Here is a 23,467-nt window from a genome sequence, read left to right as displayed (position 1 = left end):
TGCGCGCCCATTGCAGTTGGCCCTCATCTTGCGCTAGGCTCTGCGCGCAACAGGCGCTTTCGGCATGTCGCCAGGGCGCAGATACCGGAGAACGCACATGAGTTTGTTGGACGGACTGCTTGGCCAGTTGGCTGGTTCCCCGCAGGTTGCCAATCTTGCGGCCAAAGTAGGCCTGACGCCCGACCAGGTCGAAGCGGCGGTGGCGGCATTGAGCCAGGCACACACCGAACCCGGCGATACCGTGGCAAGCGCGGCGGACAGCACCGGATTGCCGGCCGACACCTTGCAGCAGATCGTCGGCCATATCGGCGGCGAAGGTTCGCTGGGTCAATTTGCCGGCATGTTGAACAACCAGGGCGGCGCGGGTGGCCTGCTGGGCAGCCTGGGCTCGTTGTTCGGCAAATCCTGAGCGCGCGGTAATTTTGGCGCCATTCATATTCGCGATCTTATAACAATCGAACCGGAACACCGGTCAAAGTTTCGGGCGTGTGTTTTTGATTTTTTAACAGGTGGAGGACCAGTTCTATGCACAAGATGATGATCGCTGTTCTTGCGACAGCCGTTGCGGCCATTGCAGTTCCCGGTGCGGCCAGCGCTGCGGTATGTAAAGATGCCAAGGGCAAGTTTATCAAATGCGCGCCCGTCGCCGAGACGCATAGCACTGTCACCCATGCAGTGATGACGCGCCAGACTACGGTCGTTACCAAGCCGGGCCTGTTTTCGCATCCGGTGATGAATGCCGCCTATATCAAAGACAAGAACGGCCGTTGCCATTATGCGAGCGGGCCGAAGAAGGGCCAGTTTGTCAAATGTGCCTGAGCTGACGTTTTTGGTTTGTGAAAAGCGGCGCAGGCGAAAGTCTGCGCCGCTTTTTCTTCGTCCGGGATGACGAGACAGGTGGGGGCAGGCCAGCCGTTCTATGCAAACGGGTCACTACCCTCGGCCGACACCAGACCCATCCGGACGATCCGGAACTGCCACCAGCACAGCCCCGCCACCAGCCAGACCACGCCCAGCACCAGCGCCGCGTGGTTCATGCCGGTCAGGATCGCGGCGACCACCGCTATGCCCAGCACCGGCGACAAACCGTGCAACACCCAGCTGCGTTTCGGCGATCGCGCAAAGTGGACCATCACGCACACGTGGATCAGCGCAAAGCCGAACAGGGCGCCGAAATTCACGAACGCCGCCAGCTGGTCCATCGCATCGCGCAACCACAGCGCGACCGCCAGCGAGATCGCGGTCGAGACCAGCATCGCGACATGCGGGGTGTTGTATTTCGGATGCAGGCGCGCGAGGGCCCCAGGCAATTGCCGGTCGCGCCCCATCGCATACAGCACGCGCGCAACGCCGACCTGCATCGGCAGTGCATTGGAAAGCCCGACGAGGATGGCATAGGCCCACGCCAGCGCTATCCCGGCCCACACCCCGCCCATCTGCCCGGCGAGTTCGTAGGCCGCGGCATCGAGGCTGATGAAATGCGCCCCCTGCATCGCATTGCCCAAAATCCACGCCGCCAGCACGAACAGCGCGGTCGCAAACGCCAGCACCAGCAGGATCGCGCGGCCTAGGGTCCGCCCGGTGCGATCGGCGGTATCCTCGGCCAGCGTGGAAATCGCATCGAACCCCAGGAACGACATCACGCAGATCGACGTGCCGGCCAGCACCGCCGACAGGCTGAACGGCGTGGCATAAAACGGCGCCGCACCAAGGCCGGCCGCACCGAATGCATGCAGCCGGACATGCACGGCAAGGCCCATCAGCGCCGCCAGCACCGCGACCTGCACCACCACTGCGCCCGATGACACGCGCGTGGTCGAGCCGATGCCGAACCAGTTGACCGCGGTGGTGAACGCCGCGAGCAGCACGATCCACACCGCCCGGTCGATCCCCGGCATCAGCTGGCCCAGCGCGACCGCCATCACGACATAGACGAATGCGGGGATCAGCAGGTAATCGAGCAGGATCATCCATCCGGCGACAAACCCGGCAAACGGCCCCAGCACCACCCGTGCAAAGCCATAGACCGAGCCCGCGCTGTGCACTTCGCGCACCATCGCGGCATAGCTGAACGCGGTAAACGCCATGCACACCCCGCCCAGCAGATAGGCGAGCGCAATCATCCCGTGCGAGGCTGCCCACACCAGCCCGAGCGTCGACAGCGGCGCGATCGGGGCGATATACGCCAAGCCATACGCCATCAGATCGGCCAGGCCGAGCTGCCGGCGAAAGGTTGGTCCGCCTCCTGCCGGGGCCACACTCAACCGGCAAACCCGGTCAGCACGGCAACGACATTCGTGCCGATCTGCGCGACGGCATAGCCGCCCTCCATCACGAACAGCGTCGGCCGGCCAAGGCGCGCGATACGCTGCCCGATCTGCGTGAAATCGTTGTCGCGCAATTTGAAATGGCTGATCGGATCCTCGGCAAAGGTATCGACGCCAAGCGAAACGACGATCATGTCGGGGCCGAATGCGGCGATGTCGGCCATCGCCAGATCGAGCGCGGCTAGGTATTCAGGGCCGGTGGTGCCCCAGGGCAACGGGAAATTGCGATTGGCGCCGGTGCCCTCGCCCACGCCGCATTCATCGTGATAGCCCAGGAAAAACGGGTATTCGACCGCCGGATCGCCATGGAGCGAAGCAAAAAACACATCGCCGCGGTCGTAGAAGATCGACTGCGTGCCATTGCCATGGTGGTAATCGACATCGAGGATCGCCACACGGCGCGCCCCGTGATCGCGCAGGTGTTGCGCGGCGATCGCGGCATTGTTCAGATAGCAGAACCCGCCCATCGCGCGCGCGCCGGCATGATGCCCCGGCGGGCGGCACAGCGCGAATGCAGTCGCGTCGCCGTCGATCAGCCGTTGCGCAGCCGTCAGCGCGACATCGGCGGCGGCGCGCGCCGCACCCCAGGTGCCCGCCATGATCGGCACGGCCGCGTCGATCGAATAGAACCCCAGCTTGCCGTCGATATGCGTCGGCGGCACATCGCGGCGCAGCGCGCCGGCGGGCCAGACATAAGGCAGCGCGTCGCCGGTTTCGCCAAGCGCCTGCCATTCGTCCCACGCGGTTTCCAGGAATGCGACGTAATCGTCGGCGTGGACGCGGGTCAGCGCGCCGCGATCGAATTGGTCTGGCGGCAACACAGCGCCCAGCCCGGCCGCGCGTACGGCATCCAGAACATGTTCGGCGCGCGCGGGACTTTCGAAACAGGGGACCAGCTGCCCGCGATACAGTTCGGCGGCGCCATGATGCAGCAGGTGGTCGTCGCTATAGATCGTCAGCATGGCGCTTCCTGTCGTGATCACAGTTTATACGCAGCGTGCCTGCGGCCGGGCGGCAATACAAGCGTGATGCGCAAAAGGATTTGGGCGACTGCGCCTAGCGATAATGCCCGAAGGCGCTGTCGCTCACCCCTTCGAGCTTTCGCAGCCGGCACGTCAGTCGCCCGCCCTGCAGCGTCAGGTCGTTGAACGTCGGCGGGGTCGTACGCAGCCGTTGCGACAGCGTGCCGGCGCCGATCATCCGCACCGGGCCCGCCGGGGTGTCCTGGATCAGGTCGAACGCGTCGTGGACATGCCCCGACAACACGGCAAGCACGCCGCGGCTGGCCAGTTCGGCCAAAGCCCGGTCACCGCCGCTCGTCAGGGCGCGGCCACGCGTGCCGACCTCGACCAGCGGGTGATGGCACGTCACGATCACCGGGGTGCCCAGCGGGATCGCATCGATTTCCGCCAGCGCGCGCGCCAGCGCGCCCGATCGCGCGATGCCGCGTGACCAGTTCAGCCGCCATTGCGCCGCTGCCGTCGTCGGCAGGCGCACGATGACCAGGCCGGGCAGGACCAGCGGCCGCGTGATGCTGGCTTCGAGCGCGCGAAACCGGCGATAGGGATCGACCAGGCGCTCGACCGGATTGAAATAGGGCAAGTCATGATTGCCCGGATCGATCCGCACCGGCACGCCCAGCGCCGCGATCCAGCGCGCAGCGGCGGCATATTCGGCGGCCCGCGCGCGCATCGTGAAATCGCCGGTGATGACCACGCCATCGGGCGCCTCGTCGCGCACGGCCTGGACCACCCAGTCGAGCGCGCGGCCGTCTTCAAGCCCGAAATGCAGGTCGCTGATGTGAAACAGGCGGATCATGCATGCCTTTTCGCGTGCCCACCGCGCAGGTCAAGCGGCAAACGCCATGCCGTTCGACGCCGCCCGATACCCGTTTGTCCGTTGATCGGCATGGTGGCCACGCCGGTCGACCCGGTGCTGCGCAGCGCCCCTGCCCTGCCTAGACGAAACTCAAGCGGCGACGCTGGCACCCCTCCCCCGGAAAGATTGGGGTGCCGGCCAACCGCGGCCGGCGGGGGGCGTTGGAGGCGACCCCCGCCGGTACCTGCCCTCATTTTGAAAGGAATTCGACCATGATGCATGCATCTGCATGGCGCCCCGCCATGCTTGCCGCCCTGATCCCCGTACTGGCGCTCGGCGCCGTGCCCGCATTTGCGCAAGACGCGCCCGAAGTGCATCGCATGGAAGTACGGTATGGCGATCTCGACCTGACGACCACAAAGGGTCGCGCCACGCTTGAACGGCGTCTGCGCCACAGTGCGGCCGACGTGTGCGATTACAATCTGTCCGAACGCCTGATCCTCGACAGCGCCGCAGAGCGGACATGCTATACCACGGCGCTGGCGCATGCGCGCGTATCGATGGCCAGCGCGGTCAGCCGGACGCGGATGGCGAGCAACCATTGACCGTCAGGCGCGGGCGCGCAGGTCCTCCGGACCGGCATCGCCCGACAGCATCAGGCGATCGCGCCACACCAGTTCGCCGGGCCGGACAATGCGATCATCGTGCGCGCGCACGGTGATCGGCGCGATCGGCAGGCCGTCGCGCGCGTCGCACAACACCGGATTGGCCGGCTCGCCCATCGCGTATTTTTCGCCCCACTGGCGCAGCGCGAGCATCGCGGGCAACAGGTCCTGACCTTTGGCGGTCAGGCGGTATTCGATCCGCCGGCGGTCATCGGCGCAATGATCGCGTTTCAGGATGCCGCCCTCGACCAGCCGCACCAGCCGGTTCGACAGGATGTTGCGCGCAATGCCCAGTTCGTCGAGCAAGTCCTCGAAATGGCGCACGCCGTTGAATGCTGCGCGCAGGATCATGAACGACCAGCGTTCGCCCATCACTTCGAGTGCGAGCGGCAGCCCGCAACTGGCATGGCACGACAGGGTTTCATGCAATTTGTCCATGCTGCCCATATAGACCCGTTCTGTCACAATTATAAGGTCCGGTGTGCACCCCGGCAAATATAGGTCGCATTCAAAAACCTGTTAAATTAGGTACGTATTTGCAACTGATCTTGTCAGTTCGGACGGCCACGCCCTTTTGAATTTTCCCGGGCTGGCCGTGGCACTCGACCCCCGGATCAGCGATGGTCCGGGGGGCCTTTTCGCCGGCCGCGCACGGGTCTATGCCCGGCCCATGGCGTCAATTTTCCGTTTCTGTCTGATTGCAATGGCCGGCCTGGCGCTTGGCGCAGCCGGTCAGCCCGACCTCGGCCGGATCACCCCGGTCCACACGCACGATATGCGCTGCGCCGCCGCCTTTGCCGTGGTCGCCGCGCGCCAGGCGGGCGGCGACCCTGCCGCACTGGCGCTGCCCCCGTTTGGGCTTCGCGGGCGCGTGTATATGGGCAAGGTCGGTGAACGGGTCGCGCGCGAAGCGGGATTGCCGGGGGACGCGGTGCATGACCTGCTGGCCAGCGCGGCGCAGAAACTGGGCCCGCAAGGCGCGCTTGCCGTCGCCGGGCCGTGCCTGGCCGAACTCGATGCGACGGTGCCGCGCCGCCCCGCGCCGGGACCGGTCGATTGCTTTGCTATCCTCGACGCCTATGCCCGGGTGCTGACCGGGCGCGATCCTGCGTCCCCGCTGGGCGCGACCTTGCGCGGCGAGGCTGCGGCGCTTGCGCCAACCGCGCACGATCCTACAACCGACCGGCTGGTCGATGCGGCGCGCGCGCGCGTCCGCGACGCTTTGACCGGGGGCGATGGCACAATCGACGCCGACGACTTTGCGGCCTGTCGCGCAAGGGCGCGCGGTTGAACTGGCATCACTCCAGCCCCAGATAGCTTGCACGCAATCAGGAGAACAGACCATGGCCGAAAAACTCACCCTGACCGATGCCGAATGGCGCGAGCGCCTGACCCCCGAACAGTACCAGATCCTGCGCAAGGCGGGCACCGAGCGCGCATTCACCGGCAAGTACGACGGCAACAAGGCGGCGGGCGAATATTTCTGTGCCGGCTGCGGCGCGGCGCTGTTCTCGTCCGACACCAAGTTCGACAGCGGCTGCGGCTGGCCCAGTTTCAACCAGGCCGAGCCCGGCGCGGTCGAGGAATTGCGCGACATGTCGCACGGCATGGTCCGCACCGAAGTGCGCTGCGCCACATGCGAAGGGCATCTCGGCCATGTGTTTCCCGATGGCCCGGCGCCGACGGGCCTGCGCTATTGCATGAACAGCGCCTCGCTGGCGTTCGAACCCGAAAACTGAACGGCCGAAAACTGAACGGCCTAAACCGAAAGTCTGGCCATTGCCGTTTTCGCCCGGATGCTGTTAACGCTACGTTCCACTTCGCTGCGCCACGTGCCCGAAAGGGCATGGCCCGTCCGGCGGAGTCGCACGCGCCGCGTTTGAGGGATCCGAAGCACTGCAATGGCCAACAGGGATGCACCCCGCCGCCGCTCCGGCGGGCCCGAACCCCGCCGCACTGCACTCTGGATCCGCGTGATCAGGGGCGTGTTCATCTGGACGTTCGCACTTCTGCTGCTCGGGGGCCTCGCCCTGACGGCAGCGGTGATGGTTACCGCGCGCTCGCTGCCAAGCTACGACCGGCTGAAATCGAGCCAGGCGGGACAGATGATCGTCGTGCGCGCCGCCGATGGCTCCGAAATCGTCACGCTGGGGCCAAGCTACGGCAAATGGATTCCGATCGCGCGCATACCCAAGACCATGCAGGACGCGATCGTTTCGGTCGAGGATCGGCGGTTTCGCGATCATTGGGGGGTCGATCCGATCGGCATCGTCCGTTCGATCGCGGTCCGCTTTGAAAAAGGCCACTGGCGCCAGGGCGGATCGACGATCACGCAGCAGCTGGCACGCAACACGTTCCTGAATTCCAGCCGCACGTTCGATCGCAAGGGCCACGAGATCCTGCTCGCGCTCGCGCTGGAAACCAAGTTCAGCAAGGACCAGATCCTCGAGCTGTATCTGAACAAGGTCTATTTCGGCGGCGGGGCGTACGGCGTCGATTCGGCCGCGCGCAAATTCTTTGGCCATTCGGGCGAACAGATGAGCCTGGCCGAGGCCGCGATCGTCGCGGGCCTGGTGAAAGCACCATCGCATTATTCGCCCACCGCCGATGCGCAGGCCGCCGTCGGCCGCGCGCAGATCGTGCTGAAGACGATGCGCGAAACAGGCGACATCACCCCCGCCGAGGAACAGGACGCCGATCTCAAGGGCGTGAAACTGGCGCAGGAAGTCGGGCAGAATTCGGCGCGCTATTTCACCGACTGGGTGCTGCCGCAGCTCGACCTGATCCTGCCCGACAACGATCAGCCGATCGAAGTCTGGACAACGCTCGACCCCACCGCGCAACACGCCGCGACCGAGGCCATCCAGGCCAATGCGCCAAAGGATGCCCAGGGCGCGCTGATCAGTGTCGATCGCGATGGTGCGGTGCTGGCGATGGTCGGCGGCACCGATTACGTCACGTCGAACTACAACCGCGCGACCAATGCCGTGCGCCAGCCGGGATCGGCGTGGAAACTGTTCGTCTATCTCGCCGCGCTGGAAGCCGGGTACAAACCCGATGACAAGGTCAAGGACGAGCCGGTGACGATCGACGGGTGGAGCCCGCGCGATTCGGGCGGGCATTACGCCGGCCAGATCGATGTGCGCACGGCCTTTGCCTATTCGAAGAACACCGTCGCTGCGCAATTGGGCAACGAAGTCGGGTTTGGCGCGGTCGCCAACATGGCGCGCCGGTTCGGCATAACCACGCCGATCAACACGATGCCCTCGATGGTGCTGGGCACCAGCGACGTGCGCATGATCGACATGGTCCGCGCCTTTGCCGAAGTGTCGGCCAAGGGCCAGTCGCTGATGCCCTATGGCATCCGCAAGGTGACGACGACCGAGGGCGAAGTGCTGTACAGCCATCGCCCCGATACGCCGCAGCAGCTGGTGCCCGATTACGTCGCTGCCGGAATTACCGACCTGTTGCAGACGGCGGTGTCGATCGGCACCGGCCGCGCCGCGCAGATCGGCCGCCCGGTCGCGGGCAAGACCGGGACCACGACATCGAACAAGGATGGCTGGTTCCTGGGCTTTTCCAGCGGGATCACGACCGGCGTGTGGATGGGCCGCGACGATGCCAAACCCGTCCCGGGCCTGCAGGGCGGCACTGCGCCGGCGCGGGCGTTCGCCGCATACATGCGCGTCGCCACTGCCAAGCGCCCGCCCGAAAAGTTCGACACCGATCTGAAGCTGCCCGCCTACCAGATCGAGCCCGACGACGAGGCGATGCAGAACAACCCCGATTCGTATTTCTATGTCGATCCGTCGGGCAATATCGTCAATCATCAACCCAATACCCCCGCCGATGGCACCGACCAGGGCGATACCCGGCCCGCGCGCAACCGCGACGACACGGTTCCGGTCGGTGACGATGGCGGCCATGCCGCCAATGACGATCTGCTCGACCAGGCCACCGGCCGCCGGCGTGCGCCACGCATCACCCCGCCGCCACGTCCCGCGCCCGCCTACGGCTACTGACGATGATGCCGACGGCCGCCTATATCCGCCGCGAAACGCTGATCAGCATGGCGATCAACACCGCGCTCTCGCTCGCGTTTTTCTGCCTGGTGTTCGGGCTGGGGCGCCGGGTGCCGGTGTGGGGTGTGGGCGGCTATGTGTTCGATTTCGGCCCGCAAGCGTTCATGATCGGATTGATGGCGACCCTGGTGCCGGGCGCGCTGGCGCGCAACGCGCTGCGCAAGGGGCTGGTTGCGCCGTGGACCGGTGGCAGCCGTTTGCCCCATGCGCTGTTGCTGCGCGCGCTGGCGGTGGCGCTGGCATCCACGCTGATCGCTGTGGGCGTGAGCGCAGGCATTCTGACGATCGCCGGATGGACTATCCTGTCGCCGCCGTTTGCGCTGCTGGGAAAACTGACCTTCGGCGCCGCGCTGGCACTGGTCGTCACCCCGCCCGGTTTGCGCGCGGCACTGACGCCTCGATAACGTGATCCCCTGTCCACCAGGGGAGGGGAGCAAGATGTGCTTTCCACAGGCGTCGTAAACCCCTGGCCATGTCAAAAGAGAAGGGCCTCCGGCGGCCAAGGGCCATCGCCCTTGGAACCCGAAACTTTGGATTTGCGCAAATTTTCGGATGTTGCGCCCGCCGCTAAGCGGCTGAAAGATCTGCCGCTGCGCGGCGAAATGCCAAGGCCAAATTGGATTTCAATTCAATGTATTAACCGGATCCAAGGGCAATGGCCCATAGGCGCTAACATAACAATACCGTCGCCCCGGGCTTGACCCGGGGTCCCGCTTCTTCGGCGCGGAAACGCTCAGATTTGAAGGTACCGCGAAAGAAAAGCGGGATCCCGGTCAAGCCCGGGAAGACGAGAAAAAACAAAGTTAGCGCCTATGGGCCATCGCCCTTGGCCGCCGGAGGCCCTTCAGCGGGAGGGCTTTTCACGAACCCAGGTCTTTTTCCAAAATCGCAAACGCCAGATCATCGCGCAGCGGCGTGCCAAAGCGGTTGTCACCATACGGAAACGGTTCGGTTTCGCCGGTGCGCCGATAGCCACGGCGGTCATACCACGCGATCAGGCCCTCGCGCACATGGACCACCGACATCCGCACGCGCCGTCCGCCCCGGGCGATCACCCATTGCTCCGCCGCGGCCAGCAGCGTCTTGCCCAGCCCCGCATTCTGCGCAGCAGGATCGGCCGCCAGCGAGCCCAGATACCACACGCCATCGGCCAGCGGTTCCAGCCATACGCAGCCCGACAGACGGTCGCCATCGACCCATTTCAGAAACGATCCCGCAGGTGTCGCTGCGATTTCGGCGCGCACCAGCGCCGCATTGGTCCGGTCGCCGGCGATATGGCCCGCCTCGGTGCTCCAGCCCGAGCCGCGATACGCGGCATTCATCAGTGCGACGATCGCCGGCACATCGGCATCGGTGGCAGCGGTGTACATCATTCCCCGATCGCCCGCTCCGCCATGGCGGAGCGGGCCTATTGCGTCAGCGCAGGCGGACCGGGAAGTAGAACGCGGGCTGACCCCGGCGCTGGATGCGCAGGAGGATCGCTTCGCGGTTTTCGGTCTTGGCCTGCTTGACGATCGCATCGAGATCGGTGCGGCTGGTCACCGGCTTGTAATTTGCCGACAGGATGATGTCGCCGCGCTGCAGACCCTTGGCAGCCGCATCGCTCGATTCGTCGACTTCGGTGATGACCACGCCGTGGACATCGTCACCCAGGCCCAGCTGATGCGCGATCTGCGTGGTGACCGGGATCACCGCGACGCCGAGCGACGTCTGCATCGCAGGCGCGTTGTTGGCATGCGGCTTGGCCGTGCTGCCCGGGCCGAAGTCCTCATCGCCCTTCTGTTCGGGGTCGAACGTCTGCTTGGCCAGGTCTTCCTCGCTCGGGCGTTTGCCGACAATGGCGTTCAGCGTCATCGTCTGGCCATTGCGGATGACGACAAGCGGAACGTGTTTGCCCGGCGACGTATTGGCCACGATATATGACAACGACTGTTCGGGCGTAACGACCGTGCCGTCCACGCTGACGACGACGTCGCCCGGCAGCAGCCCGGCCTTGGCCGCGCCCTGGCCCGGCTCGACCGACTGGACGAATTCGCCGCGCTTCTTGGGGATACCCAGCGACGCCGCCAGATCGTCGGACAGCGGCTGGATGCGCACGCCCAGATACCCGCGCTCGATCGCGACGCCCTTGCGCAATTTTTCGACAATCGGTGCGGCGGTTTCGGCCGGAATCGCAAAGCCGATGCCGACACTGCCGCCCGTGGGCGAAAAGATCGCATTGTTGATGCCGATCACATTGCCGCGCATGTCGAACATCGGACCGCCCGAATTGCCGCGGTTGATCGAGGCGTCGGTCTGCAGATAGCGATCATAGGCGGAGCCTGTGCCGGTGTTGCGATAGACTGCCGAGATGATCCCTTGCGTGACCGTGCCGCCCAGCCCGAACGGGTTGCCGATCGCAATCACCCAGTCGCCAACGCGCGAGCGTTTCGAATCGCCAAAGGTGACGAATGGAAACGGCTTGGGCCCGCTGATCTTCAGCACGGCGAGATCCGATGCGGCATCCTTGCCGATCAGCTTTGCGGGGTAATCGGTGCCATCGGTCATCGTGACGGTGATCGATTCGACCTCGCCCTGGCCTTCGGCCGTGATCACATGGTTGTTGGTGACGATATAGCCGTCGGACGATATGACGAAGCCCGAGCCCAGCGACTGTGCCTCGCGCGTCTGGCCGCCGCCCTGGCCGCCCTGGCCGCCGCCACCCTGGCCGCCGAAAAGATCGCCGAATGGCGTGCCGGCAAAGGGATTGGCCTGGGCCTGCACCTTGACGCGCTGGCGGGTCGAAATGTTGACGACCGCCGGCTGCAATTGCTGGGTCAGATCGGCAAAACTGGCAGGCGCGCCGGCACGCGGCACGACTGCAGCGATCTGCGCGCTGTCGTTTTGCGCGACCTGGGCACCGGCGGGAAAACCGGTGGCGATCGTCAGCGCGCTGCCGGCGAGAAGCAGCGCCGTTGTAACTCCATAAGCATATCGCACGTGGCAATGTCCTCTTGTTCAGATTGTGATTGCCCGGCTCTGGGCGAATCCGGATCCATCACCGCTTCAAATCACCTGTTCTGCCTTAACCGCAATTGAATATTCGCCACAATGACCTTTGGGCAAACGCCTATTGGCCGTGGAACTGTTTGAGATAGGCGTTCGCGGGCGAGATTACGACCGTCGTGCGACTGCCTTTTTGCGCGAAGATCGCATCGTAGCTCTGCATTGCGCGGTAAAAGTCATAGAATTGCGGGTCTTTGACAAAGCTGGCGGCATAGATTTCAACCGCGCGCGCCTCGGCATCGGCGCGGATCAGCCGCGCATTGCGGTGGCTTTGCGCGGTAATGTCCTGGCCCGCGCTGTCTGCGGCCACGCTCATCCGCGCATACGCCGCATCGAGCGGTGCGCCGTCGGGCAAGCCCAGCCGCGATACGCTAAAGCCGGTGACATGCGCGCCATAGACGGCAAGGGCACGATCGAACGCATCGCGGATCCGGACAGTGCCCTGCCCGCGCTGCAACGCGGCCACATCGCCCATCGTGATATGCCCCAATTGCTCGCGCACGACCGAGGCCAGGATATTGCGCAATTGTTCAGCTGCATGGTCGTGGCCCGAATGATCAAGATCGCCCAGAGCCTGGTAGAACCGCACCGGATCGGTCACGCGCCACGTGGCATAGCTGTCCACCACCAGCGGCTGTCCGTCGCCGGTGGTCACGTGCGTGTTCTCGATCGACACCGTCATCAGCCGGCGATCGAGCCAGACCACGCGTTCGGCGATCGGCCAGCGCAGCGTCAATCCGGCGTCATCACCGCCCGCGCGCCACGCGTTGATCACGCGCACCGGCAGGCCCAGCCGCAGCACCAGCGCGGTGCGATCGGCGGGCACCGGTGTGACGACGAGCAACGCCAGCACGGCAAGCGCCGCAGCACACAGCACCAGCACGACCGGTCGGCGATCCAGCCGCTCAATGACCATTGGCAGGCCCTGTATCGGGTCTGGGGGGCACGACCGGTGGGGCCGGCGCCGGCACGGTCTGCGCAGGAAGGGCAATCGTCGCGCCTGGCGCATCGACGATCACCTTGTCGCTTTGCGCCAACACGCGCTCCATCGTCGCATAATACATCTGGCGGTGGATCACATCGGGCGCATGGCGATACTGCTCGTAGACCTTGTCGAACGCGCCCGCCTCGCCCTGCGCCGTCGCGATCAACTGATGACCCCAGCTTTGCGCCTGCGTGGCCTCTGTCTGCGCATCGCTGCGCGCCGAGGTGATCGCGCGCAAGGCCTCGGCAACGCGCGCGGGCGGATCGGCGCGGCGGATATCGATCCCCGTAACCAGGATTCCGGCGCGATCACGGTCGAGCAGCACCTGCAACCGCTGCGCCGCATCATGGCCCAGCGCATCGCGGCCAGAACCCAGACCCGCGCCGAAATCGACCCGCGCCACCGCGCCACGCATCGCGTTTTCGGCCGCCAGTCGCAGCAAGCCATCAGGCTCCGCCGCCCCCAGCGCATGATCGCGAAGATTGCCGATTCGCCAGCGTACGTCATAGCCCACGTCGATCAACGCGCCATCGCGCGTCAGCATCAGGTGTTCGGCCTCGCCCTCGGGCAGCACCAGATGGCGCACACTGGTGACATCTGCGACCACCACCGACCCCACCGGCCACGGCCAGCTGACCGCCAGACCCGGGCCTTGCACCGGGCCCCACGCGCCCGCGGTAACCACGATCGCCTGTTCATGCGGGCCCACCGGGTGCAGCGACGTCGCGCCCAGCCACCCCGCCACCACCGCGCCGGCAATCCACGGCAGCCACGACCGGCTGAAGCCAGGATACAAACGCGGCACCCGTACCCCACCCAGATGCCGCGCGGGATTGCCCGCCGCGATCGTGGCCAGCAACCCCTTGACCCCGGACACCCGCGCCGCATCGCGCTTCGGCCCGCGCCTGGCCCCGCGCCCGGCACGCGACTGGTGCCATGGGCCCGGCACCGGCGCGGCCGTGCCCGGCGCATCGGGCGCAGTGTCATCCGCATCCACCACCGGCGGTTCGGCATCGCGCGCGGCCGGGGCTGGGTCAAAACCGTTCATCCCATGGGGTATAGGGCGCCGGCCTTGCAAAAAACAGGCCCTCAAGCATGATTCCCAAATGAGGCTGGACCCTCTAAGGGTTGCCCGCAGCGTGTGCGAAACACAGGCGCCCCCCACCAAGGACCGGATCGACGCCATGACCGATGCAACAGCACTCGAAGCAGCCTTGCGCGATGTGGCGGGCGACCGGGTGCAGGCCGTGCGACTGGCCGCCGACGGCACCGCCAGCACAGTCATCGATGTCCAGGGCCTCGATAGCGCCGCGCGCGCCGCCATGGAAACCGCGCTGATCACAGCCGCGTCAAAACTCGGCGTGACCGGATTGCGCGTCGGCATGACCGCATCGCGCCGCCAGCGCCGGATCATCGCGGTCGGTTCGGGCAAAGGCGGCGTCGGCAAATCCACGCTGTCGGCCAACCTCGCCATCGCCCTCCACCGTCTTGGCCGCCCTACCGGCCTCGTCGACGCCGATATCTACGGCCCCTCGCAAGCCCGCCTGTTCGCCACCGAAGACCAGCGCCCCGAAGCCAGGGACAAGAAACTGATCCCGGTCATGAGCCGCTTCGGCGTGCCCATGCTGTCGATGGCGCACCTCGTCAAACCCGGCCAGCCCATCGCCTGGCGCGGGCCGATGGCGGGCAATGCCCTTGGCCAGCTCGTCGATGCCGAATGGGGCGAAATCGAAACGCTGATCGTCGACCTGCCCCCCGGCACCGGCGACGTGCAACTGACCATGCTGCAGAAATACAAACCCGCCGGCGCCGTCATCGTCTCAACCCCCCAGGACCTCGCGCTGATCGACGCCACCCGCGCGATCGGCCTGTTTACCCAGGGCGGCGTTCCCCTGATCGGCATGGTCGAAAACATGGCCGGCTATATCTGCCCCCACTGCGGCCAGACCAGCGACCCGTTCGGCCACGGCGGCGCCCAGGACGCCGCCAGCGACAGCGGCATGCCGTTTTTGGGGCGGATCCCGCTGGCCATGGCGATCCGCGCCGGCAGCGATGCGGGTGAACCGCCCGCCGCCGGCGAAGGACCGATCGCCGATGCATACCGGGCGATTGCGGTGCGGATCGCCGCCTGGCTCGACGCGACGGCATGATGTCCGGCGGGACCTGCGCGCCCCCTTCCCCAACACTCGTCATCCCGGGCGAAAATCCTCCCCGGAACGGGGAGGGGGACCGCGCGAAGCGTGGTGGAGGGGCGGCGCCTCATGACGCAAGGCCGGAGAAGACCACCGGCAAACGGCGCCCGACGGGCGAGCTGTCGCAGGCACACCGCATGGGGCAACGCCCCTCCACCACGCTTCGCGCGGTCCCCCTCCCCGTTCCGGGGAGGATAAGTGAAGGCTCCGCGCCGATAGACCATAGCCCCTATTCCCCGGAGGCGCGATGAAGCCCCTCACGCGCCGCGCGCTGGTGATCGGCTCGGGCGCAGCCGGCGCGCTCGTCATCGGCCTTGCGCTGGTCCCGCGCCACTACCGCGCACCGCTTGTCGCCGGAAAAGGCGAACATGTCATCGACGGCCTGATCCGGCTTGGCCGCGACGGCAGTATCAGCGTCGCGGTGCCCGCGACCGAGATGGGCCAGGGCGTGACCACGCTGGCTGCGCAGATCGTCGCGGTCGAACTGGGCGCAGACTGGCGCCGGGTCGGGGTCGAGCCCGCCCCGCTCAGCCCGTTTTACGCCGATCCGGTGATTGCGTCGGCCTGGTCCGAAATGTGGCTGCCGCGGGCGATTGCGGGCATGCCATTTGTCGGCGATGCGCTGAGCGAGGCCTTGGCCGGCGCTCCGGGCGATGCGCTGGTACGCTACAGGGCCGATACGGCGCCGGTGCTGATAACCGGCAGCGGCACGACTTTGGCGGCGTTCGAGCCGCGTCTGCGGCTGGCAGCGGCGGCCCTGCGCGGCGCGCTGATTGCGGCGGCTGCGCGCGAAGCCGGGGTGGCGGCAGGCGCATGCGACACGCGCGATCATCATGTCGTGTGCGGCAAGACGCGCTGGCCGTTTGCGCAATTGATCGATGCGGCGCTTGGCAGCGCATTGCCCGTGCCGGTGCTCCGCGCGACGCCGGCGCGCGAAAGCGTCGATGGAGTGCCCGGAAAAAGCGCCGCGCCCGATTTCCCGCGGCTCGACCTGCCTGCCAAGGTCGATGGCAGTCTGGTGTTTGCCGCCGATATCCGCCTGCCCGGCATGGTCCATGCGGCGATTGCGCATGGGCCGCAAGGGCTGTGCCGGCTGGCCAGTCACGACGAGGCTGCCGCCGGCCGTGTCCCGGGGGTCATCGCGATCGTTGCGCACAGGCGCTGGTTGGCCGCGGTGGCCGACACCTGGTACGCGGCCGATCGCGCGCTGACCGCGATGGACCCGCGCTTTCGCATCGATCCAGGTGAAGGCGGCCACGTGGTCGAGACGAGCGCGGGCGAGGCCGCGATCGAAACCGCGCTGTTGCACGGCGCGGCGATACGCATTGCCGCGCAAGGCAATCCCGACCCCCTGCTCGCGCATCCCACGCTGACCGCGCGCTATGATATCGAGCCGGCGCTGCACGCCCCGCTCGAGCCGGCGAGCGCCACCGCGCGGTGGAGCAATGACCGTCTGGAGCTGTGGATCGCCAGCCAGGCGCCCGACGTGGCTGCGCATGCCGCCGCACGCGGCGCGGGGATTTTGCGCGCGGCGGTCACGGTGTATCCGCTGGCCGCAGGCGGCAGCTTCGACGCGCGGCTCGACAGCCGCATTGCCGAAGAGGTTGCGGTGATCGCGCGCAAGCTTGGCCGGCCGGTGCAATTGACCTGGTCGCGCTGGCAGGAAACGCTCGCCGGATACCCGCGTGCGCCGCTGGCGGCGCAAGTCAGCGCCGCGTTCGATCCTGCCAGAGCCCATGTGATCGGCTGGCGTGCGCGCTATGCGATGCCGGCCAGCGCGATCGAGGCGGGTGCGCGGCTGTTTGGGGGGATGGATGCGCGCGCGGCGCAGGACCATGCGGCCGGCTGTGCCGATCCGCTCGCGCTGGCGGGCGCGCTGCCGGTCTATGCCATCCCGGAACGCGCGGTGGATCATGCGCCGGCGCCGATCAGCCTGCCGAGCGGGCGCATGCGCGGCGGCGGCGATGCGATGACCGCGTTTGTCACCGAAAGCTTCATCGACGAATGCGCGCATCTTGCCGGCGCCGAGCCGCTGTCGTTCCGCATCGGCATGCTGGGCGGCGAACCGCGCCTGGTCGCCGCGCTGCAGGGCGCGGCACAGTTGGCGATGTGGGGCGGCGGGGGCGGCGGATCGGGCCAGGGCATCGCGTGTCATCGCATGATGCTGGCCGGGCCCGAAGGCCTGCGCCTGGGCACTATCGCGGTGATCGCGACCGCCCGGCTGGACGCGGGCGCAATCCGCATTGAAAGCCTGGCCGCGTTTTGCGATATCGGCCGGATCGTCAATCGTGATATCGCACGCCAGCAGATCGAGGGCGGGTTGTTGTTCGGCACGGCGCTGGCGCTGGGTGGCAGCACGCGCTGGAGTGCGGGACTGCCGGCGATGGGACGGATCGGCGGGATGGGCCTGCCGTTGCTCGCCGATTGCCCCAAAGTCACACTGGCTTTTGCCGCCAGCGACGCCGAACCGTTCGATCCTGGCGAGCTGGGCATGGTCGTGGCTGCTCCTGCGATTGCCAATGCGCTGTTTTCCGCCAGCGGCACGCGGTTTCGCCGCTTGCCGCTGCTGTCGGCGCCCACCACACGCGAAGGTCCCTGATGTCCCAGCTGCTGCCCCACAAGCCCGCCGATCATCCCGTCATCGCGACGGGCCGGGTGGGCGTGCTGATCGTCAACCTGGGCACGCCCGACGCGCCCGATCCCGGCGCGGTGAAGCGCTATCTCAAACAGTTCCTGTCCGACCGCCGCGTCGTCGAGATACCGGCCCTGCTGTGGCAGCCGATCCTGCGCGGGATCATTCTCAACACCCGGCCCAAGAAGTCCGCACATGCCTATGCCCAGGTCTGGACCCCCGACGGATCGCCGCTGGCTGCATTGACGCAAGGCTTGACCGGCGCAGTGCAGGCCGAGCTTGCAGACAGCCATGTGATCGTGCGCCATGCGATGCGCTATGGCCGGCCCGCGATTGCCACGCAGCTCGATGCGCTGGTCGCGCACGGCTGCGAGCGCATCTGCGTCATGCCGCTCTATCCGCAGTATTGCGCCGCCACGACCGCCAGCGTGCTCGACGATGTCGCACGCTGGGTCATGGCGACGCGGCGCCTGCCGGCGCTGCGCACGGTCCCGCCATGGCACGACGATCCCGGCTATATCGCAGCGCTCCATCGCGATCTGTCGCGCCAGATCGCCGCGCTCGATTACGCGCCCGAACTGCTGATGCTCAGCTTTCACGGCATGCCCGAGCGCACCTTGTCGCTCGGCGATCCCTATCACTGCCACTGCCGCAAGACCTCGCGCCTGCTGGCCGAGAGTTTTGCGCAAAGCCATCCCGGCCTGCGGCTCGAAACCACGTTCCAGTCGCGCTTTGGCCGCGCAAAATGGCTGGAGCCCGCGACCGACGCCTCGCTGGTGCGTGAGGCGCAAGCCGGGACGCGGCGGATCGTGATCGCCGCGCCCGGATTCTCGGTCGATTGCCTCGAAACGCTGGAGGAGCTGGGCATTCGCGGCCGCGATGACTTCATCGGGGCGGGCGGCACGCATTTTGCCGCACTGTCATGCCTGAATGCCACGCCGGACGGGGTAAACCTGACAACGGCGCTGATCCGGCGCGAGCTGGCGGGGTGGCTGTGACGCGAATCTGTTGACGTTGCCCCCGGCTGCCGGTAAGGGCCCCGCTTTCCCGCGGGTTTACCCGCCTGTCGCGTCGCGCCATTTCGGCCCCGGATTCCGTCCTGGCCAGAATGTCCGCAACGGGGCATGAGCCGGATCCGCCAGACCCGAATGTTGCGGGCCCCTCGCCGAGCGGGCCGCCAGAGCACGAGAAGCAAAGAGACCTATGGCCAATACGCCCCAAGCCCGCAAACGCATCAAACGCAACGCCAACCGCGCGCTGATCAACACCGCCCGCCTGTCGCGCATCCGCACCTTTGTGAAAAAGGTCGAGACCGCGCTCGAAGGTGGCGACAAGTCGGCAGCGTTTGATGCGCTGCAAGCGGCGCAGCCCGAACTGGCGCGCGGCGTGGCGCGCGGCGTCATGCACAAGAACACCGTGGCGCGCAAAGTGTCGCGCCTGTCGAAGCGCGTCGCCGCGCTCTGACGCAATCCGCACGAGGGGTGTTGCGGCACCCCCCGCTTGCGAATCAGGTACCGCGTTTGTGATGCCCTGCCCGTTTTCGGACGAAGGTGTATCAAACGCGAGCCTGTCAGACAGGCATGAGACTGGCGTGGTTCACGCCAGTCTTTTTTTGTTCCAAATTCGATGACACAACGATGACGTTACGATGACAGTGCGATCACACCGGAATGGCGGTTTACTCGCGATTCGCCGTCGGTACTGAATCAAAGTCTTTTATTTTCAACGCTTTGATAAAATTCCTAGCCGCCATCAGTGTCAAGGCGATTTATTTCAGTTTCTTTTCGTCTCGCGGCTTGCGAATCTTCTGGATCAGCCAATAGACAGTACCCACGCCCTGCGATCAGACCAACAGGCTCTGCCGGTTTATCCGGTACAGTCGATGTTCGGATCGTGGCGCGGGGGAAAAGACACTACCAACGGACAGTATGCGGCCGTGTGACAGTGCTGGTGACATCATTGTCACCAGCGACGCGAGCGGCCAACCGACCAGCCACCAGTGACAGCGCATCGCGCTGCCGCTTTCGGGGAAGTTGTGTATCGAGTGGCCGGCCGGGCTTGGGCCCGGGCGGAGGGGGAACAATTGCTGTCGCAAACTGGCGCCACACCCGGCGCCACGGGCAACACACTTGAACTGGCGGGACCGGACAGACGTGAAAATCGATGATTACATGAATTCCGCATCACCCCAGCCGCTCGGCGTGGCTCCAGCGGTGCGCCCAGTACCTGAACGCTCCGCACCCCCCCGCCCGATACCCCGTAAAGCCCACGACGGTGGCGGCCGCGACACCACCCCGCAGGCCGGCGCCGAAGATGGCGATGCCGTCGATCTTGCCGCCGACTGGGCCGATATCAGCCAGGGCCTCAAAAAGGACCTCGGCCCGCAATTGCACACCCAATGGATCAAGCCGATCCAGGTCGGCAGCTTCTGCAAGGAAACCGGCACGCTCGACCTGTTCCTGCCCACCGAATTTTCCGCCAACTGGGTCGGCGACCGCTTTGCCGACCGCCTGTCGCTCGCCTGGAAAATCGCGCGTTCCGAAGTGCGCCAGGTGCGCATCAGCGTGCACCCGCGCCGCCGTGCCCAGCCCGATCTGCGGATGCCCGACTTGCGTATGCCCGGCGACACGGCCACGCAGTCAAGCCGGCCCGCCGCCTCGGCCCTGTTGCGCGGCCCCGCCACCGAAATGGCCTATGGCGCGCCCAGCGGGCTCGACCCCTCGCTCACCTTCGCCGAATTCGTCAGCGGCACCGGCAACGTCCTGGCCGTCAATGCCGCCCAGCGCATGGCCGCGATCGAAACCCCGCAGTTCTCGCCGCTGTACCTCAAGGCCTCCACCGGCCAGGGCAAGACCCACCTGCTGCACGCGATCGGCCACGCCTATGGCGCCGCGCGCCCCGGCGCCCGCATCTTCTACTGCTCGGCCGAACGCTTCATGATCGAATTCGTGCAAGCCATGCGCAGCAACGAAATGATGGACTTCAAGACGCGCCTGCGCAGCTTCGACCTGCTGCTCGTCGACGACATCCAGTTCATCATCGGCAAATCCAGCACCCAGGAGGAATTCCTCCACACCATCGACGCGCTGCTGAGCGCCGGCAAACGCCTGGTCGTCGCCGCCGACCGCGCCCCCCAGGCGCTCGACGGCGTCGAACAGCGCCTGCTGTCGCGCCTGTCGATGGGCCTCGTCGCCGATATCCAGCCCGCCGATATCGACCTGCGCCGCAAGATCCTCGAACACCGCCTCGCCCGCCTCGGCTCCCACGCCGGCGCCGTCCCCGCCGACGTGATCGAATTCCTTGCCCGCACGATCAACCGCAACGTCCGCGAACTCGTCGGCGGCCTCAACAAACTGATCGCCTACGCCCAGCTCACCGGCCAGCCCGTCAGCCTGACCCTCGCCGAAGAACAGCTGACCGACATCCTCTCGGCCAACCGCCGCCGCATCACCATCGACGAAATCCAGCGCGCGGTCTGCCAGTTCTACCGCGTCGACCGCACCGAAATGGCCTCCAAACGCCGCGCCCGCGCAGTCGTCCGCCCGCGCCAGGTCGCGATGTACCTGGCCAAGGTTTTGACTCCGCGCTCGTACCCGGAAATCGGCCGCAAGTTCGGCGGGCGCGATCATTCGACCGTGATTCACGCGGTGCGGCTGATCGAGGAACTGCGCACGCGCGATGCCGAGATGGATGGGGATGTGCGGACTTTGTTGCGGCAGTTGGAGGATTAAGCGGTTTTCGAAGGGCCTCCGGCGGCAAAGGGCTATTGCCCTTTGATCCCGTTACTGTCCTGACCTGCATGTCGTCGTTGCGCGGCGTCTTATCGCGACGCGGCTTTGAAGTCTTCCGACGAGGGGTTTGACAGAAACAACCCTACGCGCGAACCCGCCCCGGGCGTACGATGACGAATTGCCTGCTGTAAGTCCTGAGTTGGTGGAAAGCCGCCGTTGACATGAGAGCCGAAATTGCCTCATTTATCGAGCATGTTTGAGGGCAAGCCGTCTTCCCGTGCCGATTTGAAATCCGGAACGCTTTACGCTGTCTACGGCGAAAGGCAGTCGATTTATTATGGTCAAGTAACGTCGGATAAGCGCATCGGTTTCTTTCGACGCCGCGACCATAATGTTGCTTCACCCATTGATATTCTTTCGTCGCCCGTGATGGCTGTCGTAACAGTCGTTTACCCGTCAATCACGCGAGCGCTGCGCTCGGGAGCTTGGTCTAGGCTCGGAAGGTTTGAATTGACCAGTGCCCTCAAGGAACCATGGCCGATGGTTCGGTGGTCCGCAGGGACGCTGATTGTAGGCGTGATGGATGGTGACATGGAATATGATGCCAGGGTTGAAGATCAAGCGATCCAAGCGATGGAAATTATTGCAGGCTGGGATGCCGAGGAGCACATCCCCGCAAGACTGACTGCTGACTTTGGGAAAGAGGAAGCTGCTTGGAATATTGGGGGACCGGTTTGGCGACAGCGGCGGGTTAAAGAGGAATATGCTCGGCGATTTCCGGACAGCCCTTGGCATCAACTGCCCGCTGATTGGGTTCGGACGGACGTCTCTTAATGGGGCGTTTGCTGCCGTTGCGCCTATCGCGCAGGCCCACGCTATGGGACGGTGGAAAATGGTGGTTAGCTGCCATCAATTGTCACAGGGAATGCGTCGAATGCCGCACCAAAAGCGGCAAATTCGGCACCATAAGATGGTGTGATCATGACAAGCACAGCTTCTCCCGCCTGCACGAGGGCGGACTTGGCGTCTAGCAGTCTGGCATGGGCAGCGTGATATTCCTCAGCGGCACTAGGATGTGGCGGCGTGAACAGGATTTCGAGAACATTGCGCGGTACTTTTTCACCGCTGACCGCTTCAAAATAGCTGATAATGTTACCTTCGCGGAACTCATCCATTTGAAGCGCTTGAACATCATGAATGGCAACCTGCCATTTCTCGCCATTCACTTGCATGACGATGAGCGTCGCTCGTTTGCCATCAAGCGCGACCCCGATAAGCTTGGCGTCATGAAAACTAGGAATGCTTGCCATCGTTAGCAGTTACACCAGAAGTGGTTTGACTGCTATTGGGCGTAAGCAGTCATTGACGGGACCCAAGGGCAATGGCCCTTGGCCGCCGGAGGCATGAAACCGCATATCGCACCCCAAGCATATCGCTCGATTCCAGCCCTCGTCTCCGCAACGATCCCGACTACCCCCGACCTGCACGATGTCTCGGGCTTGACCCGAGGCCGTGCCGTTCTAGCTTCGCAATCCATGACTCAGGTACGGCGAGGGACGCGATGACCAGACAGGCGATTGGCAATTTCGACATCACGATGACGCCGACCGGCGCACCGGGCAACCCGATCGGGACGATGGCCTTGGCCAAGACGTATCATGGCGACTTGTCGGGCACGAGCACCGGGCACATGCTGGCCTTTCGCAGCGCGGTCGAAGGGTCGGCGGGGTATGTCGCGATGGAGCGGGTGACCGGCGTGCTGGAGGGCCGCACCGGCGCGTTTACGCTGCAACACAACGGCCTGATGGACAAAGGCGTGCCTTCGCTGAGTGTCGTGGTCGTGCCTGATTCGGGCAGCGAAGACCTGGTTGGCCTCACCGGATCGCTCGACATCATCATCAGCCCTGGTCGCCACGATTACAAATTTACCTATAATCTGCCGGAATGACGCTCGGCCGGCATGCTGGATAGCCAAATGCGATATTTGCTA

General features: G+C 65.6%; 23 protein-coding genes. 14 read left to right on the top strand and 9 right to left on the bottom strand.

Annotated elements, in window-relative coordinates; translation table 11 throughout:
* Positions 1-97 precede the first annotated feature (97 nt).
* Positions 98-409 carry a hypothetical protein gene (locus ACOOE2_RS02520; RefSeq protein ID WP_420381451.1) on the top strand — a complete coding sequence of 104 codons (312 nt, stop codon included), beginning with the start codon at positions 98-100 and terminating at the stop codon, positions 407-409.
* A 116-nt stretch (positions 410-525) separates the two neighbouring features.
* A complete protein-coding gene (locus tag ACOOE2_RS02515) occupies positions 526-819 on the top strand; it encodes a hypothetical protein (RefSeq protein WP_420381450.1) in 294 nt (97 codons plus the stop codon).
* A gap of 98 nt (positions 820-917) precedes the next feature.
* Here ACOOE2_RS02515 and ACOOE2_RS02510 read toward each other — a convergent pair whose 3' ends face one another.
* From ACOOE2_RS02510 to ACOOE2_RS02500, 3 genes are all read right to left on the bottom strand, one after another.
* Positions 918-2,258, bottom strand: a complete 1,341-nt coding sequence (locus ACOOE2_RS02510; protein ID WP_420384549.1) for an APC family permease — start codon at positions 2,256-2,258, stop codon at positions 918-920.
* A gap of 2 nt (positions 2,259-2,260) precedes the next feature.
* Positions 2,261-3,289 carry a histone deacetylase family protein gene (locus ACOOE2_RS02505; RefSeq protein ID WP_420381449.1) on the bottom strand — a complete coding sequence of 343 codons (1,029 nt, stop codon included), beginning with the start codon at positions 3,287-3,289 and terminating at the stop codon, positions 2,261-2,263.
* Positions 3,290-3,383: 94 nt separating this feature from the next.
* Entirely contained in the window at positions 3,384-4,145 is a 762-nt protein-coding gene (locus ACOOE2_RS02500) for a metallophosphoesterase family protein (protein ID WP_420381448.1), read from the bottom strand.
* A 272-nt stretch (positions 4,146-4,417) separates the two neighbouring features.
* Between ACOOE2_RS02500 and ACOOE2_RS02495 the strand changes: the two genes are divergently transcribed.
* Positions 4,418-4,750: a UrcA family protein gene (locus ACOOE2_RS02495; protein ID WP_420381447.1), complete on the top strand. Its 333-nt coding sequence runs from the start codon at positions 4,418-4,420 to the stop codon at positions 4,748-4,750.
* Positions 4,751-4,753: 3 nt separating this feature from the next.
* Here ACOOE2_RS02495 and ACOOE2_RS02490 read toward each other — a convergent pair whose 3' ends face one another.
* Complete coding sequence (locus tag ACOOE2_RS02490; protein ID WP_420381446.1) at positions 4,754-5,248, bottom strand: winged helix-turn-helix transcriptional regulator; 495 nt, start codon at positions 5,246-5,248, stop codon at positions 4,754-4,756.
* A gap of 232 nt (positions 5,249-5,480) precedes the next feature.
* Here ACOOE2_RS02490 and ACOOE2_RS02485 point away from each other — a divergent pair, with 232 nt between their 5' ends.
* The 4 genes from ACOOE2_RS02485 (at position 5,481) to ACOOE2_RS02470 (ending at position 9,296) form a co-directional block, all read left to right on the top strand.
* Positions 5,481-6,101 (top strand): hypothetical protein, encoded by a 621-nt coding sequence (locus ACOOE2_RS02485; RefSeq protein WP_420381445.1) that lies wholly within the window; start codon positions 5,481-5,483, stop codon positions 6,099-6,101.
* A 52-nt stretch (positions 6,102-6,153) separates the two neighbouring features.
* Complete coding sequence (gene msrB, locus ACOOE2_RS02480) at positions 6,154-6,549, top strand: peptide-methionine (R)-S-oxide reductase MsrB (RefSeq protein ID WP_420381444.1); 396 nt, start codon at positions 6,154-6,156, stop codon at positions 6,547-6,549.
* Positions 6,550-6,711: 162 nt separating this feature from the next.
* A complete protein-coding gene (locus ACOOE2_RS02475) occupies positions 6,712-8,832 on the top strand; it encodes a transglycosylase domain-containing protein (protein ID WP_420381443.1) in 2,121 nt (706 codons plus the stop codon).
* Between the two features lie 2 nt (positions 8,833-8,834).
* Positions 8,835-9,296 carry a hypothetical protein gene (locus ACOOE2_RS02470; RefSeq protein WP_420381442.1) on the top strand — a complete coding sequence of 154 codons (462 nt, stop codon included), beginning with the start codon at positions 8,835-8,837 and terminating at the stop codon, positions 9,294-9,296.
* A 456-nt stretch (positions 9,297-9,752) separates the two neighbouring features.
* Here the strand turns inward: ACOOE2_RS02470 and ACOOE2_RS02465 are convergent, their stop codons facing one another.
* From ACOOE2_RS02465 to hflK, 4 genes are all read right to left on the bottom strand, one after another.
* Entirely contained in the window at positions 9,753-10,265 is a 513-nt protein-coding gene (locus tag ACOOE2_RS02465; RefSeq protein WP_420381441.1) for a GNAT family N-acetyltransferase, read from the bottom strand.
* A gap of 43 nt (positions 10,266-10,308) precedes the next feature.
* Complete coding sequence (locus ACOOE2_RS02460; RefSeq protein ID WP_420381440.1) at positions 10,309-11,871, bottom strand: Do family serine endopeptidase; 1,563 nt, start codon at positions 11,869-11,871, stop codon at positions 10,309-10,311.
* Positions 11,872-12,001: 130 nt separating this feature from the next.
* Complete coding sequence (locus ACOOE2_RS02455) at positions 12,002-12,853, bottom strand: SPFH domain-containing protein (protein ID WP_420381439.1); 852 nt, start codon at positions 12,851-12,853, stop codon at positions 12,002-12,004.
* On the bottom strand, positions 12,843-13,970 hold the full coding sequence (gene hflK / locus ACOOE2_RS02450; RefSeq protein ID WP_420381438.1) for a protease modulator HflK: 1,128 nt from the start codon (positions 13,968-13,970) through the stop codon (positions 12,843-12,845). Before hflK ends, ACOOE2_RS02455 begins: the two co-directional genes overlap by 11 nt.
* Positions 13,971-14,106: 136 nt before the next feature.
* Here hflK and ACOOE2_RS02445 point away from each other — a divergent pair, with 136 nt between their 5' ends.
* The 6 genes from ACOOE2_RS02445 (at position 14,107) to ACOOE2_RS02420 (ending at position 22,311) form a co-directional block, all read left to right on the top strand.
* Entirely contained in the window at positions 14,107-15,072 is a 966-nt protein-coding gene (locus tag ACOOE2_RS02445; RefSeq protein ID WP_420381437.1) for an Mrp/NBP35 family ATP-binding protein, read from the top strand.
* A gap of 289 nt (positions 15,073-15,361) precedes the next feature.
* Entirely contained in the window at positions 15,362-17,713 is a 2,352-nt protein-coding gene (locus ACOOE2_RS02440; protein ID WP_420381436.1) for a molybdopterin cofactor-binding domain-containing protein, read from the top strand.
* On the top strand, positions 17,713-18,744 hold the full coding sequence (gene hemH, locus ACOOE2_RS02435; RefSeq protein WP_420381435.1) for a ferrochelatase: 1,032 nt from the start codon (positions 17,713-17,715) through the stop codon (positions 18,742-18,744). Before ACOOE2_RS02440 ends, hemH begins: the two co-directional genes overlap by 1 nt.
* A gap of 205 nt (positions 18,745-18,949) precedes the next feature.
* Positions 18,950-19,210 (top strand): 30S ribosomal protein S20, encoded by a 261-nt coding sequence (gene rpsT / locus ACOOE2_RS02430; RefSeq protein WP_420381434.1) that lies wholly within the window; start codon positions 18,950-18,952, stop codon positions 19,208-19,210.
* A 689-nt stretch (positions 19,211-19,899) separates the two neighbouring features.
* Complete coding sequence (gene dnaA, locus ACOOE2_RS02425; RefSeq protein ID WP_420381433.1) at positions 19,900-21,477, top strand: chromosomal replication initiator protein DnaA; 1,578 nt, start codon at positions 19,900-19,902, stop codon at positions 21,475-21,477.
* A 252-nt stretch (positions 21,478-21,729) separates the two neighbouring features.
* The gene (locus ACOOE2_RS02420; RefSeq protein WP_420381432.1) at positions 21,730-22,311 is read left to right on the top strand and encodes a hypothetical protein; all 582 of its coding nucleotides are present in this window, start codon (positions 21,730-21,732) and stop codon (positions 22,309-22,311) included.
* Positions 22,312-22,376: 65 nt separating this feature from the next.
* Here ACOOE2_RS02420 and ACOOE2_RS02415 read toward each other — a convergent pair whose 3' ends face one another.
* The gene (locus ACOOE2_RS02415) at positions 22,377-22,787 is read right to left on the bottom strand and encodes a hypothetical protein (protein ID WP_420381431.1); all 411 of its coding nucleotides are present in this window, start codon (positions 22,785-22,787) and stop codon (positions 22,377-22,379) included.
* 251 nt (positions 22,788-23,038) lie between these two features.
* Here ACOOE2_RS02415 and ACOOE2_RS02410 point away from each other — a divergent pair, with 251 nt between their 5' ends.
* On the top strand, positions 23,039-23,425 hold the full coding sequence (locus ACOOE2_RS02410; protein ID WP_420381430.1) for a DUF3224 domain-containing protein: 387 nt from the start codon (positions 23,039-23,041) through the stop codon (positions 23,423-23,425).
* Positions 23,426-23,467 lie beyond the last annotated feature (42 nt).

Origin of the sequence: Novosphingobium sp. (assembly GCF_965214355.1) — a bacterium.
In the GTDB taxonomy this organism is placed as follows: Bacteria; Pseudomonadota; Alphaproteobacteria; order Sphingomonadales; family Sphingomonadaceae; genus Novosphingobium.
This window is presented reverse-complemented; position numbering and strand designations above follow the sequence as displayed.